The sequence below is a fragment of the Lederbergia sp. B243.17 genome (genome assembly GCF_057657925.1).
Window position 1 is genome coordinate 1 of record NZ_JBWBKF010000060.1, and the last position, 22,813, is coordinate 22,813.

At 37.1% G+C, this 22,813-nt stretch carries 16 protein-coding genes and 1 pseudogene; 16 read left to right on the plus strand and 1 reads right to left on the minus strand.

Annotated features, from left to right (window positions below):
• Positions 1-143: 143 nt before the first annotated feature.
• Positions 144-1,154, minus strand: a complete 1,011-nt coding sequence (locus tag AC0TWI_RS11425; RefSeq protein WP_488126479.1) for a C40 family peptidase — start codon at positions 1,152-1,154, stop codon at positions 144-146.
• A gap of 594 nt (positions 1,155-1,748) precedes the next feature.
• On the opposite strand from AC0TWI_RS11425, the gene AC0TWI_RS11430 reads away from it, so the two are divergent.
• From AC0TWI_RS11430 to rfbB, 16 genes and pseudogenes are all read left to right on the plus strand, one after another.
• Positions 1,749-5,087, plus strand: a complete 3,339-nt coding sequence (locus tag AC0TWI_RS11430; RefSeq protein ID WP_488126480.1) for an S-layer homology domain-containing protein — start codon at positions 1,749-1,751, stop codon at positions 5,085-5,087.
• A 227-nt stretch (positions 5,088-5,314) separates the two neighbouring features.
• Positions 5,315-5,809, plus strand: coding sequence for a tetratricopeptide repeat protein (locus tag AC0TWI_RS11435; protein ID WP_488126481.1), 495 nt, complete (start codon positions 5,315-5,317; stop codon positions 5,807-5,809).
• Between the two features lie 22 nt (positions 5,810-5,831).
• Positions 5,832-7,406: an O-antigen ligase family protein gene (locus AC0TWI_RS11440; RefSeq protein ID WP_488126482.1), complete on the plus strand. Its 1,575-nt coding sequence runs from the start codon at positions 5,832-5,834 to the stop codon at positions 7,404-7,406.
• Positions 7,407-7,410: 4 nt separating this feature from the next.
• The gene (locus AC0TWI_RS11445) at positions 7,411-8,346 is read left to right on the plus strand and encodes a Wzz/FepE/Etk N-terminal domain-containing protein (protein ID WP_488126483.1); all 936 of its coding nucleotides are present in this window, start codon (positions 7,411-7,413) and stop codon (positions 8,344-8,346) included.
• 352 nt (positions 8,347-8,698) lie between these two features.
• Complete coding sequence (locus AC0TWI_RS11450) at positions 8,699-10,519, plus strand: polysaccharide biosynthesis protein (RefSeq protein WP_488126484.1); 1,821 nt, start codon at positions 8,699-8,701, stop codon at positions 10,517-10,519.
• 45 nt (positions 10,520-10,564) lie between these two features.
• Positions 10,565-11,246: pseudogene (locus tag AC0TWI_RS11455) on the plus strand (UTP--glucose-1-phosphate uridylyltransferase); the annotation flags it as partial.
• A gap of 388 nt (positions 11,247-11,634) precedes the next feature.
• Entirely contained in the window at positions 11,635-12,270 is a 636-nt protein-coding gene (locus AC0TWI_RS11460; RefSeq protein WP_488126485.1) for a sugar transferase, read from the plus strand.
• Complete coding sequence (locus tag AC0TWI_RS11465; protein ID WP_488126486.1) at positions 12,267-13,142, plus strand: NAD-dependent epimerase/dehydratase family protein; 876 nt, start codon at positions 12,267-12,269, stop codon at positions 13,140-13,142. Before AC0TWI_RS11460 ends, AC0TWI_RS11465 begins: the two co-directional genes overlap by 4 nt.
• The gene (locus AC0TWI_RS11470) at positions 13,139-14,260 is read left to right on the plus strand and encodes a glycosyltransferase (RefSeq protein ID WP_488126487.1); all 1,122 of its coding nucleotides are present in this window, start codon (positions 13,139-13,141) and stop codon (positions 14,258-14,260) included. Before AC0TWI_RS11465 ends, AC0TWI_RS11470 begins: the two co-directional genes overlap by 4 nt.
• A 37-nt stretch (positions 14,261-14,297) precedes the next feature.
• The gene (locus AC0TWI_RS11475; protein ID WP_488126488.1) at positions 14,298-15,431 is read left to right on the plus strand and encodes a hypothetical protein; all 1,134 of its coding nucleotides are present in this window, start codon (positions 14,298-14,300) and stop codon (positions 15,429-15,431) included.
• 30 nt (positions 15,432-15,461) lie between these two features.
• The gene (locus AC0TWI_RS11480) at positions 15,462-16,427 is read left to right on the plus strand and encodes a glycosyltransferase (protein WP_488126489.1); all 966 of its coding nucleotides are present in this window, start codon (positions 15,462-15,464) and stop codon (positions 16,425-16,427) included.
• Between the two features lie 1,428 nt (positions 16,428-17,855).
• Entirely contained in the window at positions 17,856-19,274 is a 1,419-nt protein-coding gene (locus AC0TWI_RS11485; protein WP_488126490.1) for an MATE family efflux transporter, read from the plus strand.
• 144 nt (positions 19,275-19,418) lie between these two features.
• A complete protein-coding gene (rfbA, locus tag AC0TWI_RS11490) occupies positions 19,419-20,297 on the plus strand; it encodes a glucose-1-phosphate thymidylyltransferase RfbA (RefSeq protein WP_488126491.1) in 879 nt (292 codons plus the stop codon).
• 21 nt (positions 20,298-20,318) lie between these two features.
• Positions 20,319-20,879 carry a dTDP-4-dehydrorhamnose 3,5-epimerase gene (gene rfbC / locus AC0TWI_RS11495; RefSeq protein WP_488126492.1) on the plus strand — a complete coding sequence of 187 codons (561 nt, stop codon included), beginning with the start codon at positions 20,319-20,321 and terminating at the stop codon, positions 20,877-20,879.
• 4 nt (positions 20,880-20,883) lie between these two features.
• Positions 20,884-21,738, plus strand: coding sequence for a dTDP-4-dehydrorhamnose reductase (rfbD, locus tag AC0TWI_RS11500; protein ID WP_488126493.1), 855 nt, complete (start codon positions 20,884-20,886; stop codon positions 21,736-21,738).
• Positions 21,739-21,740: 2 nt separating this feature from the next.
• Positions 21,741-22,760 (plus strand): dTDP-glucose 4,6-dehydratase, encoded by a 1,020-nt coding sequence (gene rfbB / locus AC0TWI_RS11505; RefSeq protein WP_488126494.1) that lies wholly within the window; start codon positions 21,741-21,743, stop codon positions 22,758-22,760.
• Positions 22,761-22,813: the final 53 nt, after the last annotated feature.

Here is a 22,813-nt window from a genome sequence, read left to right on the forward strand (position 1 = left end):
TGATTTGGTGTGGTAACTTAATTTTATCAGAAGTGGTCCTTATCTTTTATGAAAAATAATGAAAGCCGGCGAAATTTTACTCATCGTAAAATTTCGCCGGCTTTTTTCAGATTAGAGGGGGTTTTGTCCCAGCCTCTTTTCGCTTACTTATTATTCGCACGGTACAGGAACACACAGAACTCTGCACGTGAGATATTTGCATTCGGACGGAATGTGTTATCGGTAAAACCGTCTGCAATTCCAGTCGATGTTACTTTGGCGATATCATTCTGTGCCCAGTGTCCCTGAACATCAGTCATATTCGTCTCTTGGCTGTCAGAAGTGATGTCAAACGCACGGACAAGTAATGCTGCGATCTGGCCGCGAGTCAGTTTTGCGTCTGGTGCAAAAGTGGAAGTGCCAGTGCCTTCCATGATGCCGGCTTCTACAACCGCACCGATATAGCCCTTCGCCCAGTGATTGCTCTTCACGTCAGTGAATGACGCGTTTGCTTTTGGTGTCAATCCCAATGTTTCACTGAAGATCTTCGCTGCTTCTGCACGAGTCATTGTGTTTTCTGGTTTGAACAGGCTGCCGTCATAACCGTTGATGATGCCAGCTTTGCTCAAGTCGCTGATTTCTGCGTATGCCCAGAAGTCTTTCGGTACGTCATGGTATTGTCCCGCTGGAAGCTTTGGCACCATTGCCGCTTCAACCTGATCCGGAGCTTGTACAACCCGCTTCGCTCCTGTATATTTCGCTCCCCAATAATAGGGGTCATTTATTGAATCTACTTTTACACCTGAATTGGCGGCGGAGATGAATTTCCCGCTTCCTACATATATACCGGCATGCGAGATGCCAGCCTTATATGTGTTGCTGAAGAATACCATATCTCCCGGTGCAAGGTCCGCCTTCGCAACCGGCGTTCCTAGCTTGTACTGATCCGCTGCACTATGTGGCAAGCTAATGCCGAACTGCTTGTACACAAAGATCATGAATCCGGAGCAGTCGAATCCGCTCGGTGTCGTGCCTCCCCATTTATAAGGAACACCTGTGTATTTCTTGGCCATCGCAGCTATGTCTTCACCCTTATTGCCGGCCGCTTGGGCGGTAACCGACATGGTTAGTATAAGCAGCAAGGCGCTGAACGCCGATATGAACTTTTTTCCCACTGTTGCTCTCCCCCTAGATGCTGACAAATCTCTATATATATGAAACTGAAAAACATTCCAACTCCACAAAAGATTTCCGTCGTTTATGGTTAAAGTTTAGCATAAAGGGGTAGGTTGCCACTTTACAGTTGTGTAACAAACATTACATTAAGCAACAAAATTCTCCATCTAAATACCAAGGGAGAAAGCGAAAAGAGGGAATAAGCAAACAAAAACATCATAAAAAAGGGTACTTAGACCCCTTCCGAAAGCCCTTTAAGCAATGTTTACCAATAAATCGGCAATATTTTCATATATTGCTTGAAATATCTTCTGATTCCTGTAAAATAGCTGTAACAAGGATAATGAACTATATGGGAAAATACTGCCAATATGTGATAAATCTGCTTGACAGTGCATAATTTGTCACCTATAATCAATTTTGCATAGTTCATTATGCTTTGCATTCCGTATTTTGCCAGTCTCTGAGAGACGGCACGTTCAAAAAGTGAAATATTCGTTCTAAAAACGTAATGTTTCTCATAATACTGAACAGTGTCTCCGAAGCTGGTTAAATAACATTATGCTTTACATATCAAAGGAGGAAAACAAAGAATGGCTAAATCGAAGTATTCTAAGTTCGTTGCAGCATCTGCAAGTGCTGCATTAGTAGCAACAGCTGTTGCACCAGTAGCAAGCCTTGCTGCTTCATTCAAAGACGTACCATCTTCAAGCGACTACTACAGCGCGGTAACTGAACTTTCCAACAAGGGAATCATCAACGGTTACGAAGATGGCACTTTCAAAATCCGTAACAAAGTAACTCGTGCGGAAGCTGCGAAAATGATCGCTGTAGCTCGCGGATTCAAGAGCGACGCTGCAACTCCATTCAAAGACGTAGTGAAAGGTTCTTGGTACGAAGAGCATGTAAATGCACTTTATGCTGAAGGACTTCTAGAAGGACGCCCAGGTGGAGTATTTGAACCACAAGGCAACCTAAGCCGTGCGGAATTCGCGAAATTGGTTGTTGAAGCTTATGATCTACCAATCGTAAAAGATGCGAAACTTCCATTCACTGACATGAAGAACAGCCTTGGCCAGGACAACTGGGCAACTGACTACATCTCAACTCTTTACACTTACGGATTCATCAACGGTAAAACACCAACAACTTTCGCTCCTACAGCGGAAATCGACCGTGGAGACATGGCTCTTCTTCTAAACCGTGTTGAAAATGGCTACAAAGACATCGACTTCGGTGCAGTTGCTGGCGTTAAAGCAATCAATGCTACTACTGTTGAAGTAACATACAAAGAGGCTGTTAAAGATGTTAATTCTGTAAATTATTCAATCGATGGATTGACTATCTCTAACGCAGCAGTTAAACAAACAGACAACAAAACAGTTGTTCTAACTACTTCTACACAAACTGGCGGAACAAAATATACAGTAAAACAAAACGGCCAAACAATTGGTCAATTTGAAGGTATTTCTGCAGTGATTCCTACTAAGATCACTACTGAAACTGCTTCCCTCCAAGGTGTTGTAGGTAAAGAAGTTACACTGAAAGCTAACATCGGTGTTAAGCAAGCTGGTGTACCTGTAACATTCAACGTTAAGTCTGATGCAAAACTTAACGATGACCATGTTGAAGAAGTTTATACAAATGAAGATGGAGTAGCTACTTACTCTTACACTCAATACAACGCAGGCGTTGACACTGTTTCTGTTTACCCAACAGGAGCTCCAGCTGTCCGTGACGTTGCTACAATCCATTGGGGCGTAGATGCAATTCTTGCAATTGCTGCAGATGATAAAAAAGGTGACAATGTAAACAACGGTGAAAACAAAGTTTACAAAGTAACTTACAAAGATCCTAATACTGGCAAGCCAGTTGCAAACCAACGTCTACACGTAACATTTGCAGAGAATGTCAACACTTCAATTGACAAAACTTCTAAAGCAACTGTTAATGGTGTAAACCCAGTACAATTAACTAATGGAACTGCACCTGTAACAGCTGTAATTACTACAGACAGCAAGGGTGAAGCTACATTTACTATCTCTGGCACAAACACAAAAGTAACACCAGTTGTATTTGCTGATGAAGTAGTAAATAACAAATCCGTTAATACTTGGGATGCAACAAAACTTCAAGCGAAAGCTGCAGAAGTGACATTTGCTGCAACGCAAGCTGAGTATACTATCGATGTTACACGCGACGGTGGACAAGAAGCAGCAGTAGGTGTTAAAAATGGCCGCGAGTATAAAGTAGTAGTTAAGAAGAAAGATGGAAGTGTAGCTGCGAATGAAATCGTAAATGTTGCATTTAATGAAGATCTTGACAGAAATATCAATACTAATACAAAAGCTTATTTTGTAAAAGATGATGCTAAAGTTGGCGAATCTACAACTGTTAAGACAAATTCTAAAGGTGAAGCAACATTCAAGATTGGCAGCGATGATGAAAAGGACTATGCAACTCCAATTGCATGGATTGACATCAACACTTCAAATGCCAAAGAAGGTAAGCTTGACGAAGGCGAACCATTCACAATTGCTGATATCACATATTTCGCTAAAGAAGCACTAACAGGCGGAACTGTTAAAGCATATCTAGGCACTAAAGAACAAAAAGACTTCAAAGGTACAGAAACTGCTACATTCAAGTTCACAGCGTCTAACCAAAGTGGAAAAGAAATGTCGCTTCCAGCTGGTTACGATCGTATCGAAGCTACATTTACTGTATTTAATACAGGAGCACACGATGTATTAGTAGATGGTCAAGTGGTATCACCTAACCGAAGCTATACTACAACTAAGAAGATTGCTGCAACTCCTACAGTTGACGTAACAACTGTTGGCGACCAAACTACTTCTGTAAGAGTGGTTGCTACAGGAACAGCCCTTCCTACTAATACAACTGGAAACACTGAGCGTCCAATTAATCTAGGTAGCCATGAAGCTACGGCTGCATTTACTTCAACACAAGAAGTTACAGGTGTGGTAAAAGCCAATGTTGAATGGGTAAATGTTAAAGAAAATACAATGAAGCTAAGTGGTTACAGAGATACTATCGACTATTCAAAAGCGAAGTTCTTTGTCGCTGACCGAATCTTGAACTCAACACCAAATACTGCAGTACCAGCTCAAGCAGGTCAAACTTATACTGAAACTACCCTTGCAGACTTTAACCGTTTCATCTACTCTAATTCTACAATCACCTTTACTAAAGGTACTGATGGAGCGCATACCATTAGATTAGAGGCAGTAGCAGGAAACGGAACAAATGAAGGTCCAGTTGCAGTTGACCCAGTTAGAGTTCCAGCTAACGTTGTAACTCCTGGTGTATCTACCGCTGCTCCAGCTGTTGCTGCAAAATACGAGAGTGCTGTAATTTCAACAGCTAACTTCTCCACAGGATCTTTTGATGTTACTGTTGCTACAGCTTCAACTGCTACGGTTACAATTAATGGAACAGATACTGCGGCTCAAGTAGCTGACAAGATTAATGCAGCGTTGGCAGCTAACAATGCACCTGCTACAGCGTCTGCAGCTAATGATCGAGTGCAAATTGTTGCTACTAACGCAACATCAGCTGATACTATCAAAATTGCAAACAGCACAATTCCTGGTGTCTTTGCTAATGCCACTGTGGCATATACACCTGCAAAAGTAGTTACTGCTGGTGTAGCAAATTACACATTCTCTGCTGACATTGCTCCAGGAGAAAAAGTGGAAGTTAATGGTGTGACTTACACTGCGGGAACTGCCAATTCTGGTTTGACGTTCGATGCAAGTGGTTCGTTGGCTACTGACCTAAGTAACCTTGCACTTGCTATTAACTTCAAGGATACTTCTGTATCTGCATCAAGCGCTTCTCCAACAGTTACTTTAACTGAGCGTGCTGGTAAAGAAGGAACAGTTACATTTGGACCTATCCTTATTAAATAATTAGTGATAGTTCTAATAAAAGGGCGGAGATATTCTCTCCGCCCTTTTATATTGGATTTACAACGTATGTAAGAAAGTATTTTTGCTTATATAGAACCTTAGTTAAAAGAAAAAACTGGAATCCTCTTACCTTGGCCTTATAAACCTTTATTTGCATAGTGACGTCGAGGAGTTATTTAGATATAATTAGTTAGGGGAATATTTAGGAATGAAAGGTAAATAATACAATGAGAGTGTCTGATAAGCTTATTAAGTATATTATAATATCGGTTTTAATGTTTACAATACTTGGGCTAGGATATGCTTTAATCAGTGGTAAGAAGCAAGATAAAAGTTTTTTAGAGGGTAGTACTATGTACTTTCAGAGTACAGATTTAATGAATAGCCAAAACTATGTCGACGCTTTACCTATATTAATTAAACTTGAAAGCAAATATCCAAACTCGTCTGCAATACAGCATCAGCTAGGAATAGCATTAGCGGGAAATGGAAATTATTCGCTAGCGGCAAAAAAGATGGATAAAGTAATAGAATTAAATCCTTATGAATCAGAAGAGCCGGTATTTATGCTGCAATATGGGCAAATTTTATATTTAGCAGAGAGAAGTGAAGATGCCCTCTTAGTTTTACAGCGATGCGGAAACCTTACTACACCTGAAGATATTCCAGATTACCATGAGCAAGTAACTGTTTTGTCAGAGCAAATATTAGCGGAGCTTTAAATAAGGTTAAGGATGGAATTGTATGAGTAACCAACTTTCAAGGAAATTTATAGTTAGGGATACAGAGGAAGACAATATTGCTATAAAAAATATTGATCGGTGGATATTAATTTTTTTGGTGCTCTGTCTGGGATTAGTACCAATTGTTTTAGGAGGAAAGATATCAACTGTAGCCAGTCCAATAATAGAAAATAAGAGTTTGCTATTATCGGGTGAAAAGGGTGATGTTTTTTCCTATTTTAAGTTTTCTCTATTGATTACACTGACCGCTTTAAGTTTATCACTATTTTTATTTAAGGTTTTATTCTTCGAATATAAAATAAATAACCGAAATATCACATTAATAATTTTATCATTAATAGTTGCCATTGTAGTATCTACTATGCTAGCTCCATATAAATCAATCGCGTTATTTGGTAAATTTGATAGACTAGATGGCGGATTAGCATATATATGTTATTTATTATTAATGCTAATTGCTATGAATATTGAATATACAAAAAAAACAGCTACATATATTCTTTATGCCTTTTACCCTTTTATAATTATTAATTTTACGCTTTCTTTAATGAACTTCACAGGTCATGATGCAATGCAATATGATTTAGTAAATAAATTTTTAACTCTTTTTATGCCTAAGGGTGCAAGTATGAATGAGGGATCTACTTTGCTAGGTACCTTAAATCAGTGGAACTATATGAGCGGAATGTTTGCAGTAATGGCTGTTATGTACCTTGCCTGGGCAATGTTAGACAAACATTTGATTAGAAGTTTAGTTAATCTTGTGTTTGCCCTTCTTTCTATCACTACAATGCTCATGGCAATTTCAACGAGCGGATTTGTTACGGTGCTCGCGTTAATCCCAATTCTCGTTATAGTTGCTGTAAAAGCATCTAATAAAAAGCGCTCAATTTTATTAATCGTTAGTTTTCTAATATTAACCACACCAATTTTACATGTCTTATCAACCAAAGACCCAAGAGTATGGAATGAGTCTATTGGTACTTTTACTTCCATCAATCCTTATATGCCTAAGGAACAACAAACGTCTAAAAGAGCAGTTACCGATAAAATTAATCTGTTTGAAAGTAGAGTGTATGCTGCTGAGGAGAAATTTACACTTCCGGAACTTCCGGACCCTAATGTTTCAGCTGGATCTGGGCGTGCATATATATGGGGAAAAACAATGGAAATAACGATGAAACGTCCCTTGTTCGGATATGGGCTTGATACATTGCTCTACCATTTTCCTCAAGATGACATTGGTTTTCGTGGCGGAATGGGAACAAAAGATGTATTGGTGGACAAACCGCATAATACCTATCTAGGCGTTTTATTTGGAACAGGCATTGTTGGGTTTATAGGTTTTATGGGTATTGTAATTTTTACAATTTGGGAAGTGGGAATGGCACTATTCAAAAAAGAGTTATTACCAACTTACGGAATAGTCTTGGCAGTAGGGTGGATTGCCTTTTTAATACAAGCGCTTTTTAATGATACTTTGCCAGGAACCGCTGCACCTATGTTTATATTAGCTGGAATGATGTTGGCAATGTTAAACAACCAGTATTCTGACAAAGAGAAGGTTAAGGAGTAAATGGATGGAAGAGACTATAGAGTTAAGAGAACTAATTAATATTGTCTTGAAAGGCAAGTGGTTAATCATATCAATTGCAATTATTGCAGTATTAATAGCGGCAATAGCAAGTTACGCAATAATTGAACCAGTTTACTCGTCTAAAACAACCGTATCAATAAATAATGGGTTGTTTGGTGGGAAAGCATCGGAAGAAACTGATGGGTATTACAATGAAGTTATCACTCCTGCCACCTATATGGAAAGAATAAAGTCACATAAAGTCCTTGAGCAAGCTATCAAAGAAAGTGGCTTGTCCAAATACACAGTTAAGCAGGTTAGGGAGAACCTAACCGTAGAAAAGCTTCCCGATTCTACTTTATTATCGCTTAGTTTTAAAGCCAATAACCCGGCGGAAGCCAAAGAAATACTTGAGTCCATTCTCAGCGTTATGAAGAGCTCACTTTATACCGTGATTGAGGATCGAATCAAAGAAGATGTTAGGCATCTTGAATCTCAAATAGAAGTGGAAAAAGCAAGCCTTGAAGAACTTTTAAAGGAATATCGCTTAGAGACCGAAGCACTAAACTTGCCGGCCTCCCTTGTGCTAGATTCAGCAATAGCATACAACAATCAGTACATCATCAATATGGATGCAGAGAGCTTGAAAGATGTGAGTGATATTTCAGAAAAGGATTTAATTAATCTGAATGAAATTACAAGTAAAATCAAGACGACAGCTGCAGTTTACCGGGATTATTCAGACAGAGAACGTCAAATAAAGGCATTCTCCGAAATCTTCACGATTGACAATAAAGTTCTAACCATATCTGAGCCTATAGAAAATGATGAGCCACTCTCACCAAAACCAGCACTAAATATGGGAATTGCACTGATCATAGGTTTAATGGTGGGCGTTGGTATTGTTTTCTTTCGTAATTATTGGAGAGAGACAAAGTAGTGGAAAAAGTGATTATTTGATAATAGAGGGCAGATTGTTCTCTGCCCTCAAATTATAAAGTGTCATACCTTAGAGAATTAATTTGAAAAACCAGCATCATTTTATATTAGGTTATGTCTCTTACCCGTTATCATCGGAGGCGCTCGGTCATCCTGTGGGAGGATTAACCCCTCCTTAGACGCGCTCGTTGTCAAGAGGGGTGTGAGGGAGGGTTAAATGCCCGGTTTTCATTTTTAAATCGTAAACTTTAAATAAAGAATAGTTAAGAAATATGCATTCCGAATTGAGTGGATATTTTTTAGCTATTTTCCTAGCATATTTACACGATAAATTCAGAAAAGAAGGGATAAATTTGATCAGTAAACGGCGTGTGCCTTTATTGATGCTGCTGGATTCGGTCATTGTTCTTTTTTCCATTTACATTGGCTATTTTCTTTTGCATCCATACTCGGAATTTTATACATCTAAGACACTTTTGCTTAGCTCAATAATCTTGCTCGTCAGCCATCATCTATTTTCTTTTGCTTACAGGCTCTACCATAAAGCATGGGCCTACGCGAGTGTAGGGGAACTAATCACAATAACGAAGGCCGTCACGTTCTCCATAGCAATAGCCGCATTGGCACAGGCAATCGGCACCGGGAACGTTTACGCTCGTGTTCTTCTCCTGACTTGGATGTTGCATATCCTCCTTATCGGTGGTTCGCGCTTCTCATGGAGACTGTACCGCGACGGCGTGATGAAAGCCGACGGGCAAAAGCGTAATACCTTGATTGTCGGTGCCGGCTCGGGGGGCACAACCGTTGTCCGTCAGCTTCTGCACAGCCATGATGTTGATCTTTTTCCGGTTGCTTTCGTCGATGATGACCCACGTAAATGGGGTTTGGAAATATATGATGTGAAAGTGTTTGGCGCTGTTCATTCGATTCCGCAGCTCGTCAAACGGAAGAATATCCATGATATTATAATCGCCATTCCGTCTCTATCAAAAAAAGATATCAGGCGCATCTATGAAATCTGCGCTCAGACCGATGCGAGGATTCAGATTATGCCAATGATTGAAGACATAATGACCGGAAGAGTAGCCGTGAACGCAATACGCAACGTTGAGGTTGAAGACTTGCTCGGACGTGAACCGGTCGAACTCGACATCAGCTCAATCTCGGAATCTGTAACAGGCTCAACCGTTCTCGTCACAGGCGCAGGCGGATCGATTGGTTCTGAAATCTGCCGCCAGATCTGCAAATTCGAACCAAAAAGGCTCATCCTGCTCGGCCACGGGGAGTTCAGCATCTACAACATCCACATGGAACTTACAGTAAAGCATGAGGGTGAAATGGAGATTATCCCGGTTATCGCCGATGTACAGGATCGGATGAAAATATTCGATGTGATGAGTGAATACCGACCGGACATCGTCTACCATGCCGCCGCACATAAACATGTGCCACTTATGGAGGCGAACCCGTATGAAGCAGTGAAAAACAATGTATTCGGCACAAGAAATGTAGCTGAGGCCGCTGATACTTTCAGCGTCCGCAATTTCGTCCTCGTCTCGACGGACAAGGCGGTCAACCCGCCGAACGTGATGGGCGCGACAAAAAGGATCGCCGAAATGATCATTCAAAACCTAGCCAAAGAAAGCAAAACGAAATTCGTGGCTGTCCGCTTCGGAAATGTGCTCGGCAGCCGAGGTAGCGTCATCCCGCTCTTCAAGAATCAGATCGAAGCGGGAGGCCCGGTCACTGTCACCCACCCGGACATGACTAGATATTTTATGACGATTCCGGAAGCGAGCCGGCTCGTCATCCAGGCAGGCACCTTAGCACGCGGCGGCGAAGTGTTCGTCCTCGATATGGGCGATCCGGTGAAGATCTCTGATCTCGCAAAAAATCTGATCACCTTATCCGGCTATACACTTGAAGAAATCGGCATCAAATACAGCGGCATCCGTCCAGGAGAAAAAATGTACGAAGAGCTCCTGAACGAAAATGAAATCCAAAAAGAACAAGTCTTTCCGAAAATTCACATCGGCAAGGCTGAGCCATTGGAAAAAAAGGAGCTATACAGTATCATCTCTGAACTGGAAGAACTGCCCGCCGAAAAAATTAAAGAGACGATTCTTGATGTTGCAAATCGGAAACGTGCAAAGAGAATGCAAATAGCAAAATAATGACATTAAAGTGCTTGACGTGAAAAAGGTTCGGAAAGCGATGCCAAAGAAAAGCTCTCGATCATCGCCAACCCGACCATCCAATACGCGTCGAACAAGTGATTGCCTCCGGTATAGAAGACATCATCATCGTTGAACCTGTTTGACCAAGTAAGACAGTCCGCAGGCGTCGACATCCACTACATCTGAAAGAAAGAACCGAAAGGCCTTAGACATGCCATCCTGGTGCGTACGGAAAATCATCGGCGATGAGCCGCTTGTCGTGCTCCTAGGAGACTACAAAGTAAGGTATCAAGGCCTCAAGCAGCTGATCGATCAATACGGCGAACCCACCCATGCATCCGTCGGCGTCCCAAATGTCCAGAAAGACGAAACAAACCGATATGGCTTCATTGAGCCATCCGGCCAGACGGGAAGACAGTACCAGGTTGAGAATCTTGTCGAGAAACCGGCACTCGGAACCCTCCCCCTCGAATCTCGCTATCATGGGGAGATATGGTGCTCACCCCTGAAATATTCAGATGTCTTGAAAAACGGGGGACAGGTGCTGGCGGATAGATTCAATTAATGGATGCCATCTAACTTTGAAGGCAAACGAAATAATGTCGGGGAGAAATTCGGCTTTATTACGAAGACAATTGAATATGCCCTGAAGAATGAGACGTTACGGAATCGGCTGCTTGAGTATATGTATGTGGTGGAGAAAGTGCATAGGGTGAAGCTATAATCGTATAAAGCAACAGGAAGCCTGTCTATTAAAACCTTTTTTATTTCTTCAACTGCTTTACGAAAGGACATCAAGATAAGGATAGACAGGAAATCCTCAAGTGTTCTAGAAGTATGACGTTAGTTGCATTACTATCAGTGCTGGTGATTCATGGGGTAATCTTGTCTATTGTATCTATCTGAACAGGGCAGAACAGGCAAAACGAGACGTCTGTGAATCATTGAAGTAATTTTGGAGTGAATATTAATTCGTATTTGGTTGTTAGAATGAATAGATATTCCGAGGTTGCTATCATTAGCAGATAACAATTTTGGTGGTTTAGTAGTTGGTTAGAATGGAAAAACAACAGATTCTAAGTCCTAATCTACTAAAGAAGGAGTGTAGCTGGATGTATATGAAGGTTAAAAGATTGATTGATATCATTCTTTCTTTAATTGGACTTGTGGTATTATCACCAATTTATTTAATCTTGATTATTGCTATAAAGATTGATTCAAAAGGGCCTGTTTTGTTTAAGCAAAAGCGTGTAGGAATTAACAAGACCCATTTTTATATATTGAAATTCCGTACCATGAGAATAGATACACCGAAGGACACTCCAACTCACTTATTAGATAACCCAGAACAGTATATTACAAAGATGGGTAAATTCCTGAGAAAAACCTCGCTTGATGAGCTTCCGCAGATTTGGAATATTTTTGTTGGACAGATGAGTATAATTGGTCCTCGGCCAGCACTATGGAATCAGTATGATCTGATCAAAGAACGAGATAAGTACGGGGCTAATGATGTGCCGCCCGGACTATCAGGGTGGGCCCAGATTAATGGTAGAGATGAGCTTCCTATTGTTATTAAGGCTAAGTTGGATGGAGAGTATGTAGAAAGAATTAGCCTTTGGTTGGATGTAAAGTGCTTCCTTGGGACTATCGTAAGTGTTATTAAGAGTGATGGTGTTGTTGAAGGTGGGACTGGAACTGCAGCGAAAAAGGGAACCGCGGGTGGTGGGGAAGGTATTTCCAAATGAAAAAAGTACTGTTAACAGGAAAAAATAGCTATGTGGGTAGGAGCTTGGAGAAATGGCTTGGAAATTATCCTGATCGATATTTAATAGATAGTATTAGTTTAAGGAACGATTCATGGAAGGAAAAAGACTTCTCAGAGTATGATGTTGTATTTCATGTAGCGGGGATAGCACACGTTTCTTCGGAGCCAAACATGGAAGAAACGTATTATAAAGTGAACCGTGATCTTACAAGAGAAACTGCTAAAAAGGCTAAAGCTGAAGGTGTTAAGCAATTTATTTTTATGAGCAGTATTATTGTATACGGAGATAGTAGTAATGATAGAAGGGTTATTGATAGAAATACGGTACCTAAGCCAAGTAACTTCTATGGAAATAGCAAGCTAAAGGCAGAAGAGGACATTAAGCCTTTTGAAAGTGATACCTTCAAAGTGGTTATTATAAGACCGCCAATGATTTATGGAAGAGGTTCTAAAGGCAATTATCCCAAGCTGGCAAAAGTGGCTCAAAAGCTTCCTGTTTTTCCTGAAATTGAAAATCAGCGGAGTATGCTACATATTGATAATCTTTGTGAGTTTATAAGGCTGATGATTGATAACGAAGAAACCGGGCTTTTTTTTCCGCAGAATAAAGAATATGTAAATACCAGTGAGATGGTTAGGCTCATTGCAGAGGTGCATGGGAGGGAAATTAAATTTACAACAGCATTTAATTGGTTAGTGAATTTTTTAGGTTTCAAACTTGAAATTGTAAATAAGGTATTCGGTAACTTGGCTTATGAGAAGTCCATGAGTAACTATGAAGAGGGAAATTACCGAATTAGAGATTTCAAGGAGTCGATTGAATTGACGGAATTGGAGAGTGGACATAAATGAAAGCAGTTATTGTTAATTGCTTTGATACTTATGAAGATAGAGTAAATCTAGTTCATGAATTTTTAATAGATAAGGGTTATGAAACCAAAATTATTCAATCTGATTTCAGGCATATTAAGAAAGTTCATAGCGCGGATGCAAAGGAAGATTTTATTTATGTGAAGTCAAAACCTTATTATAAAAATTTATCTATTTCTCGCTTATCTTCTCATTATAAATATTCAGCTGATGCTTTTAAAGTGGTAGAAAAAATCAAGCCTGATTTATTATATGTACTTATTCCACCAAATTCATTGGCCAAATTTGCTTCTAGCTACAAGAAAAAGCATAAAAATGTAAAGCTGGTATTTGATCTAATCGATCTTTGGCCAGAAACTATGCCTATTGGGAAAATGAAAAGGTTTCTTCCCTTTTCATTTTGGGGGAAAATCCGAAATGAAGGTTTAAAGTATGCAGACTTTGTCCTAACTGAATGTGACTTATATCAAGCAGTTTTAGGAAATGTGCTTAAAGGACTTAAAACAGAAACTGTTTATTTAGCAAAAAAAGATGCAAAAGTGATAAGTAACTTTCAAATTCAAAAAGTTGGAATTCATTTATGTTACTTAGGGTCTATAAACAATATTATTGATATACCAAAGATACAAGGAATTATTAAAGCTATTAATAATTTTAAGCCAGTTACACTTCATATAATTGGCGACGGAGAAAGCAAACAAAAATTAATCGATGAAGTGAAATCGGTTGGTGCAGTTGTAGAATATCATGGTAAAATCTATGATCCTCAAGTTAAGCAAGAGATTTTTGATAAGTGCCATTTCGGATTGAATATTATGAAAGAAAGTGTTTGTGTTGGACTTACTATGAAGTCTATAGACTATTTTCAATCAAGTTTACCAATAATAAATAATATACAAGCGGATACTTCTATGATAGTTGACAAGCATAATGTAGGATTTAATATTGCGAATAGAAACTTAAACGATATTGCAAATAAAATTGTTAATATGGATCCTGAGAGTCTTTTAGAAATGAGATGGAATACGGAGAAGGTATTCAAGGAGTTATTTTCAATTGAAGCGGCTAATAAAAAATTAGAGGCGATATTTAGAAAATAAAACTAAAATAAATTAGTTATATAAGGGAAGACTGGTAGTGAACCTAATTTTAAAAAGAAGGACTATTAATGAAATATTAATTGGTGCATTCGTTGTTACATGTGTTATATTTCCAGCCGATATATTTAATATTAAGAAAATCTTATTTTTATCTATCTTCTTATTTAATGCAACGTTAATATTTAATGCTTTGTTTAAAAAAGGAAATGGTTTTTATACCTTTTACGGTTTTATTTTTCCTACATTTCTTTTTTTATACTCAACACTTATTACAAGTGAAATATTCTCTTCATTTTCAAGGGTATTTGCGGCTTATATGTTTGTAATGGTATTTGTTATTAAACATTACAATATAGATTTTGAAAAGTTATTGACTAAAGTAATAGGATATATAGTATTTATTACAATACTTTTAGTTTCATTAGATTTTATGAGTATTATAGATGTGAATTCCGGCTTCTTTAGAAATGAAATAATGTATAAGTATGACATTGGTTTAATGGGGAAATCAATAGAATATCCACTATATTATAAGATTTTCTTTAAATCTTCGCCACTAATAGTAATTTTACTCTTCAAACACTTTGAAAGAGGAAAATATCTTCTTGTGCTTACTGCTATAGCGGCATTGATATTTTCCGGAACTAGAGCTAATTTTATATTTCCAGTATTTTTTCTTCTAGTATTCTATGTGTTTTTTACAAATAATAAGTCAAAAGTTGTGAAATTTAGTTTCGTTCTACTTTGTATATCATTTGTGACTGTCTTTTTCTCCAATATTATAAACATGTTTAACGAACTCTTAATAGTTAAGGGTGAAGCTTCTAATGTCATAAGAATGGGACACCTTAAAGGGATTAAAGAACTACTCCAAGATAAACCTTTTATTATTATTACGGGTAGTGGGATGGGGAGTGAATTTTACTCGTATGGACTAAATGCTTATGTAAGTAGTATAGAGTGGTCTTACATTGATTTATGGAGACAGATGGGCTTTTTACCGTTTATGTTATTTATTATATTTATATCATTACCTCTTTTTAAAAATAATTTGCAAAAATATAAAAAGTTTGGATATATAACCTATTTATTTATTGCTGCAACAAACCCCTTATTATTTAGCTCGACATCATATTTGTTTTTTATCTATATGTATTATGATATAAAATAGCAACGTAAAAAAAGAGGAGTTAGCAAAATTATGAAACATGTAAATATTGTTTTGGCAACATATAAACCTAACACGGATTTTTTTAGGAAGCTTTTACAAAGTCTTAATGAGCAAACCTACTCTAATATAAGCCTAACAATTAGAGATGATAGCGATGATATCAACTGGTATTCTACAATAACTGATTTGGTTAAAACGAATATCAGCAATTTTAATTATACTATTGATAAAAATAATAATAATCTTGGTAGTAATAAAACCTTTCAACTATTAACTAGAGAAGCAGAAGGGGATTATATAGCCTATTGTGATCAAGATGACATATGGGAGAAAGAAAAAATAACCAAATTGGTAGATGCTATAGAAAAGGGGAATGGTGTAATCAGTTATTCAGACTTATCAATTATTGATAAAGATGATAACATTACTGCTAATAGCTTTAAAGATATTCAAAAAAGGTTACAACACGTGGAGGGAAATCATTTATTTGAATATTTTCTAAGACGCAATAGCGTTACAGGTTGTGCAATGCTTATAAAGTCTAAAGTAGCTAAAGATGCTATACCATTTTGTGTTGACTATTATATCCATGATCATTGGTTAGCTCTTTTTGCATCATCTATCGGGAAAATTGTATATGTTCCAGAACCACTAATAAAGTACAGAATTCATGGAGAGAATCAAATTGGGGCTAGTATGTTACGCGGCATTGAGAGTAGAGAAGATTATTACACAAAAAAGTTATTGAATGAAAGGGAAAAGTATAAATATTTGCTGGCAAATTATAAATTCAATAAATATAACACAGAGGCTATCAAAGATATTTTAAATTGGACAGAAGAACGGATATCCTTTTTTGAAAGGAGAAATATATTTAACACTATTTCGATGATAAAAAAGATAAGTAAAGATTTTCAACTTACTTTATTTGAAATTGCTATTAACTATTTACCAAATTTAGTTAGCAAAAAAGTGATTAGTAAGGTAAAAACATAATAGAGGATGTATTATTTCGAAAAAGAAAATAGTTAATTGTTTTTCGGTAGGCTCAAAGTATAAGATTAAGTTATAAGCAACAGTATGAACAAAATTCAATTAATTATTCTTTTTTAGTACTTATGTTATTGTGCATGAACCTAAACGATTTGGAAGTGTTGAGTCTGATAGAAGATTGTATAGGTACTTCGCTTGCTGAATCTAAAAAATCTAAAATCAAATTAATTTATTGTATTGTTGGTCCCTATTTCCAGGGACGTAGATTTTGTGAAAAAAAATAAAGCCTTCTCGTAATGGGAAATCTGAAGTTACAATATAAGGTACATAGAAGCTGGATCGCTTACTAAAGCTCTAAGGTACAGTTTTTGCATAGCTTGATATTCTGGAACAATGAATAGTTTAGTTTAAGCTGCTGAATATTTAATGAATATATCAATAGAGAAACTCTATTAGTTAAGAAAGGCAATCCCAAAGTTTCCTTCCACAAAATCATGTCTATTTGATCATTGGCTGGATGACTTCGATGCTGCCGGCTTTTCCGCTTCTGTTCCTTACAGAAGGATGCCCTTGTACAAGTAGTTCATGGCTGGCAGTTACCCGTATCATATTTTATTGGGCAAGAATCAGAGATACCTGGCTCATTTCAATGGGCAAAGAGACATTAAGGAACTGATATACGACATCATTGAACCTGATTTGCCGTCCGCTTTGATACTGGTTTATGATTCGACCATCGAAACCGATTATGGTCATCAGGAAGGGTGAAACTGACCCAATCCTTATAAACTCTGACTTTAAAGCTACCTTCTCCTGCTGGTACGAGACACCAGGTTATGCTCGAATCGGAAACTGCAGGCTGGAAATAGGCATACGGCCGAGAATGTCATTCAGTTGGCAGAAGAAACTATGAATCTTATTTTGCAATCTCAGACCTTCGCCTATGCCCGCTTTGAAGGCTTGGCCGGGGCGGACTTTTACGGATATTCGGAAGGGTAACCGATTGAATAAGCCTGTAAATTGAAATAAACAAGCCGACAGGTCAACTGGCCAAAACGATTTATGACGATTCGTCTCCTTTGAAAAGGTTTATCTATGAAGACATGGTGATTGAAGGCAAGACGATCCACTGTAAGGCCATTTTCTGGGAGAAGCCAAGATGCACATCCGGAAGGTACCCGTTTTGAGATGGATCGTATGCAATGGATTAATTTTGTTTGGGAACCTGGAGCTATTGCCCATACTATGGATTGGTCTCCACCGGTCATTTGGCGTTTTTGCAACCAAAAAGCGCATATGAAAGGTTGCTCCAATATTTGATAATTTATTAAAGTTTGATCGCTGAAGGATTAAAGATTAAATAAATCTCTATACAAAATACTTGCCGGTAGAAAATGATAGTAAACGTTAAGGAATGAAGAGGGATGAGTATTGAATAATAGGGCAATTACCATCATGAAAAATTTTTCATATACTCTATCATCAAATCTAATATCAATGATCATTTCAACTTTATTATTACTAATTGTACCAAAGTTGATAGGCTTGGAGGATTATGGATATTGGCAATTATATTTGTTTTACTCTTCATATGTAGGTTTCTTGCACTTTGGATGGAATGATGGAATTTACCTTAGATATGGTGGTAAGGAATATAGTGAGTTAAACAAAGATTTATTTTTTTCACAGTTTTGGATGCTAGTAACCTTTCAAATACTAGTTGGTTCCGTAATAATTGTTTTTTCAAATGTAGTTACTATTGACACTAATAGGCTTTTTATAATTAAAATGACAACACTATGTATGTTGATTGTAAATATTAGGCTTATGTTAATATATGTTCTAGAAAGTACAAATAGAATTAAAGAATATGCACGGATCACATTGATGGAAAGGATTTTTTATTGCTGTTTAATTCTATTATTTTTATTAATGAACTTTAGAGAATACAAGATTTTAATTATAGCTGATATACTTGGAAAGTTTTTCACTTTAGGTTACGCAATATATTATTGTAGGGAGATCGTATTTAATAAGGTTAGTATATTTTATTTTAATTTTAAAGAAACTGCCAGAAATATTAATGCTGGAATTAAACTAATGTTTGCAAACATTGCCAGTATGCTCATTATTGGAACCGTTCGGTTTGGAATTGAGCGAACATGGGATGTTTCGACATTTGGAAAGGTATCACTGACTCTTAGTATTTCAAATTTACTTATGCTATTTATTAATGCAGTAGGTATAATCATGTTTCCAGTCTTAAGAAGAACCAATCAGGAAAGACTGCCGGTCCTCTACCCTACATTGAGAACTTTTTTAATGGTCCCTTTACTCGGAATTCTTTTAGTATATTATCCTTTAGAAGCAATTTTATCTGCGTGGTTACCACAGTATACTGAGAGTTTAATGTATATGGCGCTTTTATTTCCTATGTGTATCTATGAAGGGAAAATGGTATTGTTAATTAATACCTATCTTAAGACGATGAGGAAAGAGAAGTTAATGCTTTCTATTAACATAGTGTCGGTGTTGTTAAGCATCTTCCTTACCGTTATCTTTACCCAAATTTTTATGAGTTTAGAATTAATCATAGTTTCAATTTTAATACTTTTGGCGTTTCGTTGTATATTGGCTGAAATTCTTTTATCAAGAATTCTTAACGTTTCAGTATATAAAGACATTTACTTTGAATTGTTGTTATCTATAATATTTATACTAACGGGATGGTTCATAAGTTCTTGGTTCGGAATAGCGATATATTGTGTTACTTATGCACTCTATTTGTTGATTAAAAAAAGGGACATTAGAGTGACTTTAATCAATCTAAAACATCTAGTGAAAGAATAGTTATTTTCCATTAATTGGATCGAATTTTATAAAATCATAAATGTGGCATCATATTAACTTGATAACTTCGATGCAAATCATTAGCATTTGGGAAATTAATGTATTTGATAAAATCTAGTGCTTAGATAAAAGGAGATGCTAGTTATGAAAGGTATTATTTTAGCAGGCGGTAGTGGTACACGTCTGTATCCTTTAACGATGGTAACGAGCAAGCAATTATTACCGGTTTATGATAAACCAATGATATATTACCCATTATCAACTTTAATGCTTGCAGGAATTAGGGATATATTAATTATTTCAACTCCAGAAGATACTCCGCGATTTGAAGCATTATTAGGTAATGGTTCACATTTTGGAGTGAATTTACAATATAAAATACAGCCGAGCCCAGATGGATTAGCACAGGCATTTTTAATTGGTGAAGAATTTATTGGTGAAGAATCAGTTGCTATGATTTTAGGAGATAATATTTATTACGGTAACGGGTTGAGAAAAATACTTAAACGTGCAGCAACCAAAGAGAGTGGCGCTACAGTATTTGGTTATCATGTAAAAGACCCTCAGCGTTTTGGGGTGGTAGAGTTTGGTAATAATGGTAAGGTAATAAGTGTAGAGGAAAAGCCCGAAGAACCGAAATCAAATTACGCTATTACTGGTTTGTATTTCTACGATAATCGTGTTGTGGATATTGCAAGAAATGTAAATCCATCTGAACGTGGAGAACTTGAAATCACTTCAATAAATGAAGCTTATTTAAAATTAGGCGAACTTGAAGTGGAGTTATTAGGTCGAGGATTTACTTGGTTGGACACTGGAACACATCAGAGCTTGGTGGAAGCTACAAATTTTGTGAAGACAGTAGAAGATCACCAAGGAATTAAAATTGCAGCGCCTGAGGAAATTGCATTTATTAACCATTGGATTACTAAAGAACAATTATGGGATTGTGGTGAAAAACTTGGTAAGACCGGATATGGGCAGTATTTAAAAAAAGTGGCTAATGGAGAATTTCAATATTAAATACTGAAAGAAGTGGAAAACGTGAAGTTTACTAAAACAAAGTTAGATGGTGTTGTCATTGTTGAACCAGGTGTCTTTGGAGATCACCGTGGTTGGTTTATGGAAACATATAATGAAGCAGACTTCTTAAAGGCAGGAATAAACATAAAGTTTGTTCAGGATAATCAATCATTTTCAGCAGTGAAGGGTACATTAAGAGGTCTGCATTATCAGTTAGCTCCTAAAGCACAAACAAAACTGGTACGTTGTACGAAGGGCTCGATTTTTGATGTTGCTATAGATATTAGAAAAGGTAGTTCTACTTTTGGTGAATGGTTTGGAATAAAATTGACTGCTGAAAATAAAAAGCAGTTACTAATTCCAACAGGATTTGCTCATGGATTCATGACTTTAACTGAAGATGTTGAAGTTCAATATAAAGTGGATGAACTATATGCTCCAGAGTGTGATCGAGGGATCATTTGGAATGACCCTACAATTGGTATTGAGTGGCCTTTTGATATTACACCAATCTTATCAGAAAAGGATGAGAAGGCACCATTACTAAAAGATGCTGAAAATAATTTCAGCCTTGGAGAGTAATCTGATGAAAATTTTAGTCACCGGTTATACAGGCCAGCTTGGTTTTGATGTTGTTCGTTATGGAGTAAAACAAGGACATAATATGGTGGGTGTTGGATCAAAAGATGTAGATATTACAAATGAAGAAGATGTTTCTCTATATATTAAAAGTGTCAATCCAGACGCAATTATTCATTGTGCTGCATATACATCTGTTGATAATGCTGAGGATGACAGAGATACGTGTAAAAGTGTGAATGTTCAAGGCACAAAATACCTAGCAAAAGTTGCAAGGAAAATTAATTCAAAGTTTATATATATAAGTACAGACTATGTTTTCAATGGAGAAGGAGATTCTGCAGTCGCAGAAACAGATGAACCTAATCCAATTGGATATTATGGACAAACAAAATATGAAGGTGAAGAAGTAGTAAAGCAACTATTACATAATTGGTTTATTGTTCGTGTTTCATGGGTTTTCGGTATTAACGGAAATAATTTTGTCAAGACGATGCTACGATTAGCAGAAACACGAAATGAATTAAATGTTGTTGGAGATCAAGTAGGTTCTCCAACATATACTTTCGATCTAGCAAAACTATTAATTAATATGGTAGAAACCGATAAATATGGAATCTACCATGCTTCGAACGAAGGCTTCTGCAGCTGGGCTGAATTTGCGAAGGAAATATTTAAACAAGCTAACAAGAAAGTAAAAGTAAATTCAATTTTATCAGAGGACTATTCAACCCGAGCAGCACGACCCAAAAATTCTCGCATGTTAAAGCAAAAGTTGACAGATAACGGATTTAGTTTATTGCCTACATGGCAGGATGCAGTTGGAAGATACCTTAATGAATTAGACCAAGAGGTGAAATAATAATGACAAAGAAAAAACTACTAGTTACTGGCGGTGCAGGATTTATTGGGGGTAACTTTGTACAGTATATGATTGATAAATATTCCAATTACGATATTTTTAATCTTGATGCATTAACATATGCTGGTGATTTAACTAAACATCGTGAAATAGAAAAAGCGGATAATTATTTTTTCATAAAGGCGGATGTTGCGGAGCATGAAGTAATTACCAACCTTTTTGAAAAAGAAAAGTTTGATTATGTAGTTCACTTTGCAGCCGAAAGCCATGTTGACCGTTCAATTATTGATCCAGGAGTATTTGTTCGTACAAATGTATTAGGTACACAGGTTTTATTAGATGCAGCGAAGAGATTTGGGATTAAGAAATTTATTCATGTATCAACAGATGAAGTATATGGAGAATTGGATTTTGATCCATCAACCTTTTTTACAGAAGAAACGTCTTTACAACCGAATAGTCCATACAGTGCCAGTAAAGCATCATCCGATTTATTGGTTCGTGCTTACCATGAGACATATGGTTTACCTGTAAATATCACCCGCTGTTCTAATAATTATGGGCCATATCATTTTCCAGAGAAATTAATTCCATTAACAATTTCCCGTGTGTTGAATGATCAGAAGGTTCCCGTTTATGGAGATGGAAAAAACATCCGTGATTGGTTACATGTTATTGATCATTGTGCCGCAATTGATTTGATATTGCACAAGGGTATAGATGGAGAAGTATATAATGTCGGAGGTCATAACGAAAGGACTAATTTAGAAGTTGTTAAAACAATTATTGGTACTCTTGGAAAATCGGAGGTTTTGATAGAATTTGTTGATGACCGCTTAGGACATGACAAACGCTATGCAATTGATCCTACTAAATTAGAGCAATTAGGTTGGAAACCTGCACATACTTTTGAAACTGGAATTGCCCAAACTGTTCAATGGTATCTTGAAAACAAGCAATGGTGGGAGCAAATAATCAGTGGTGAATATCAAAATTATTTTAAAGAGCAATATTCGTTATGATTGTACTATAATCACGAGGTAATGTGGAGATTGAAACGCCCCATTACCATCCG

Excerpts from the sequence above, each read along its gene's own strand:
- AC0TWI_RS11430 (WP_488126480.1), top strand. The coding sequence starts at position 1,749 with ATGGCTAAATCGAAGTATTCTAAGTTCGTTGCAGCATCTGCAAGTGCT.
- AC0TWI_RS11435 (WP_488126481.1), top strand. The coding sequence starts at position 5,315 with ATGAGAGTGTCTGATAAGCTTATTAAGTATATTATAATATCGGTTTTA.
- AC0TWI_RS11440 (WP_488126482.1), top strand. The coding sequence starts at position 5,832 with ATGAGTAACCAACTTTCAAGGAAATTTATAGTTAGGGATACAGAGGAA.
- AC0TWI_RS11445 (WP_488126483.1), top strand. The coding sequence starts at position 7,411 with ATGGAAGAGACTATAGAGTTAAGAGAACTAATTAATATTGTCTTGAAA.
- AC0TWI_RS11460 (WP_488126485.1), top strand. The coding sequence starts at position 11,635 with ATGTATATGAAGGTTAAAAGATTGATTGATATCATTCTTTCTTTAATT.
- AC0TWI_RS11465 (WP_488126486.1), top strand. The coding sequence starts at position 12,267 with ATGAAAAAAGTACTGTTAACAGGAAAAAATAGCTATGTGGGTAGGAGC.
- AC0TWI_RS11470 (WP_488126487.1), top strand. The coding sequence starts at position 13,139 with ATGAAAGCAGTTATTGTTAATTGCTTTGATACTTATGAAGATAGAGTA.
- AC0TWI_RS11480 (WP_488126489.1), top strand. The coding sequence starts at position 15,462 with ATGAAACATGTAAATATTGTTTTGGCAACATATAAACCTAACACGGAT.
- rfbA (WP_488126491.1), top strand. The coding sequence starts at position 19,419 with ATGAAAGGTATTATTTTAGCAGGCGGTAGTGGTACACGTCTGTATCCT.
- rfbD (WP_488126493.1), top strand. The coding sequence starts at position 20,884 with ATGAAAATTTTAGTCACCGGTTATACAGGCCAGCTTGGTTTTGATGTT.
- rfbB (WP_488126494.1), top strand. The coding sequence starts at position 21,741 with ATGACAAAGAAAAAACTACTAGTTACTGGCGGTGCAGGATTTATTGGG.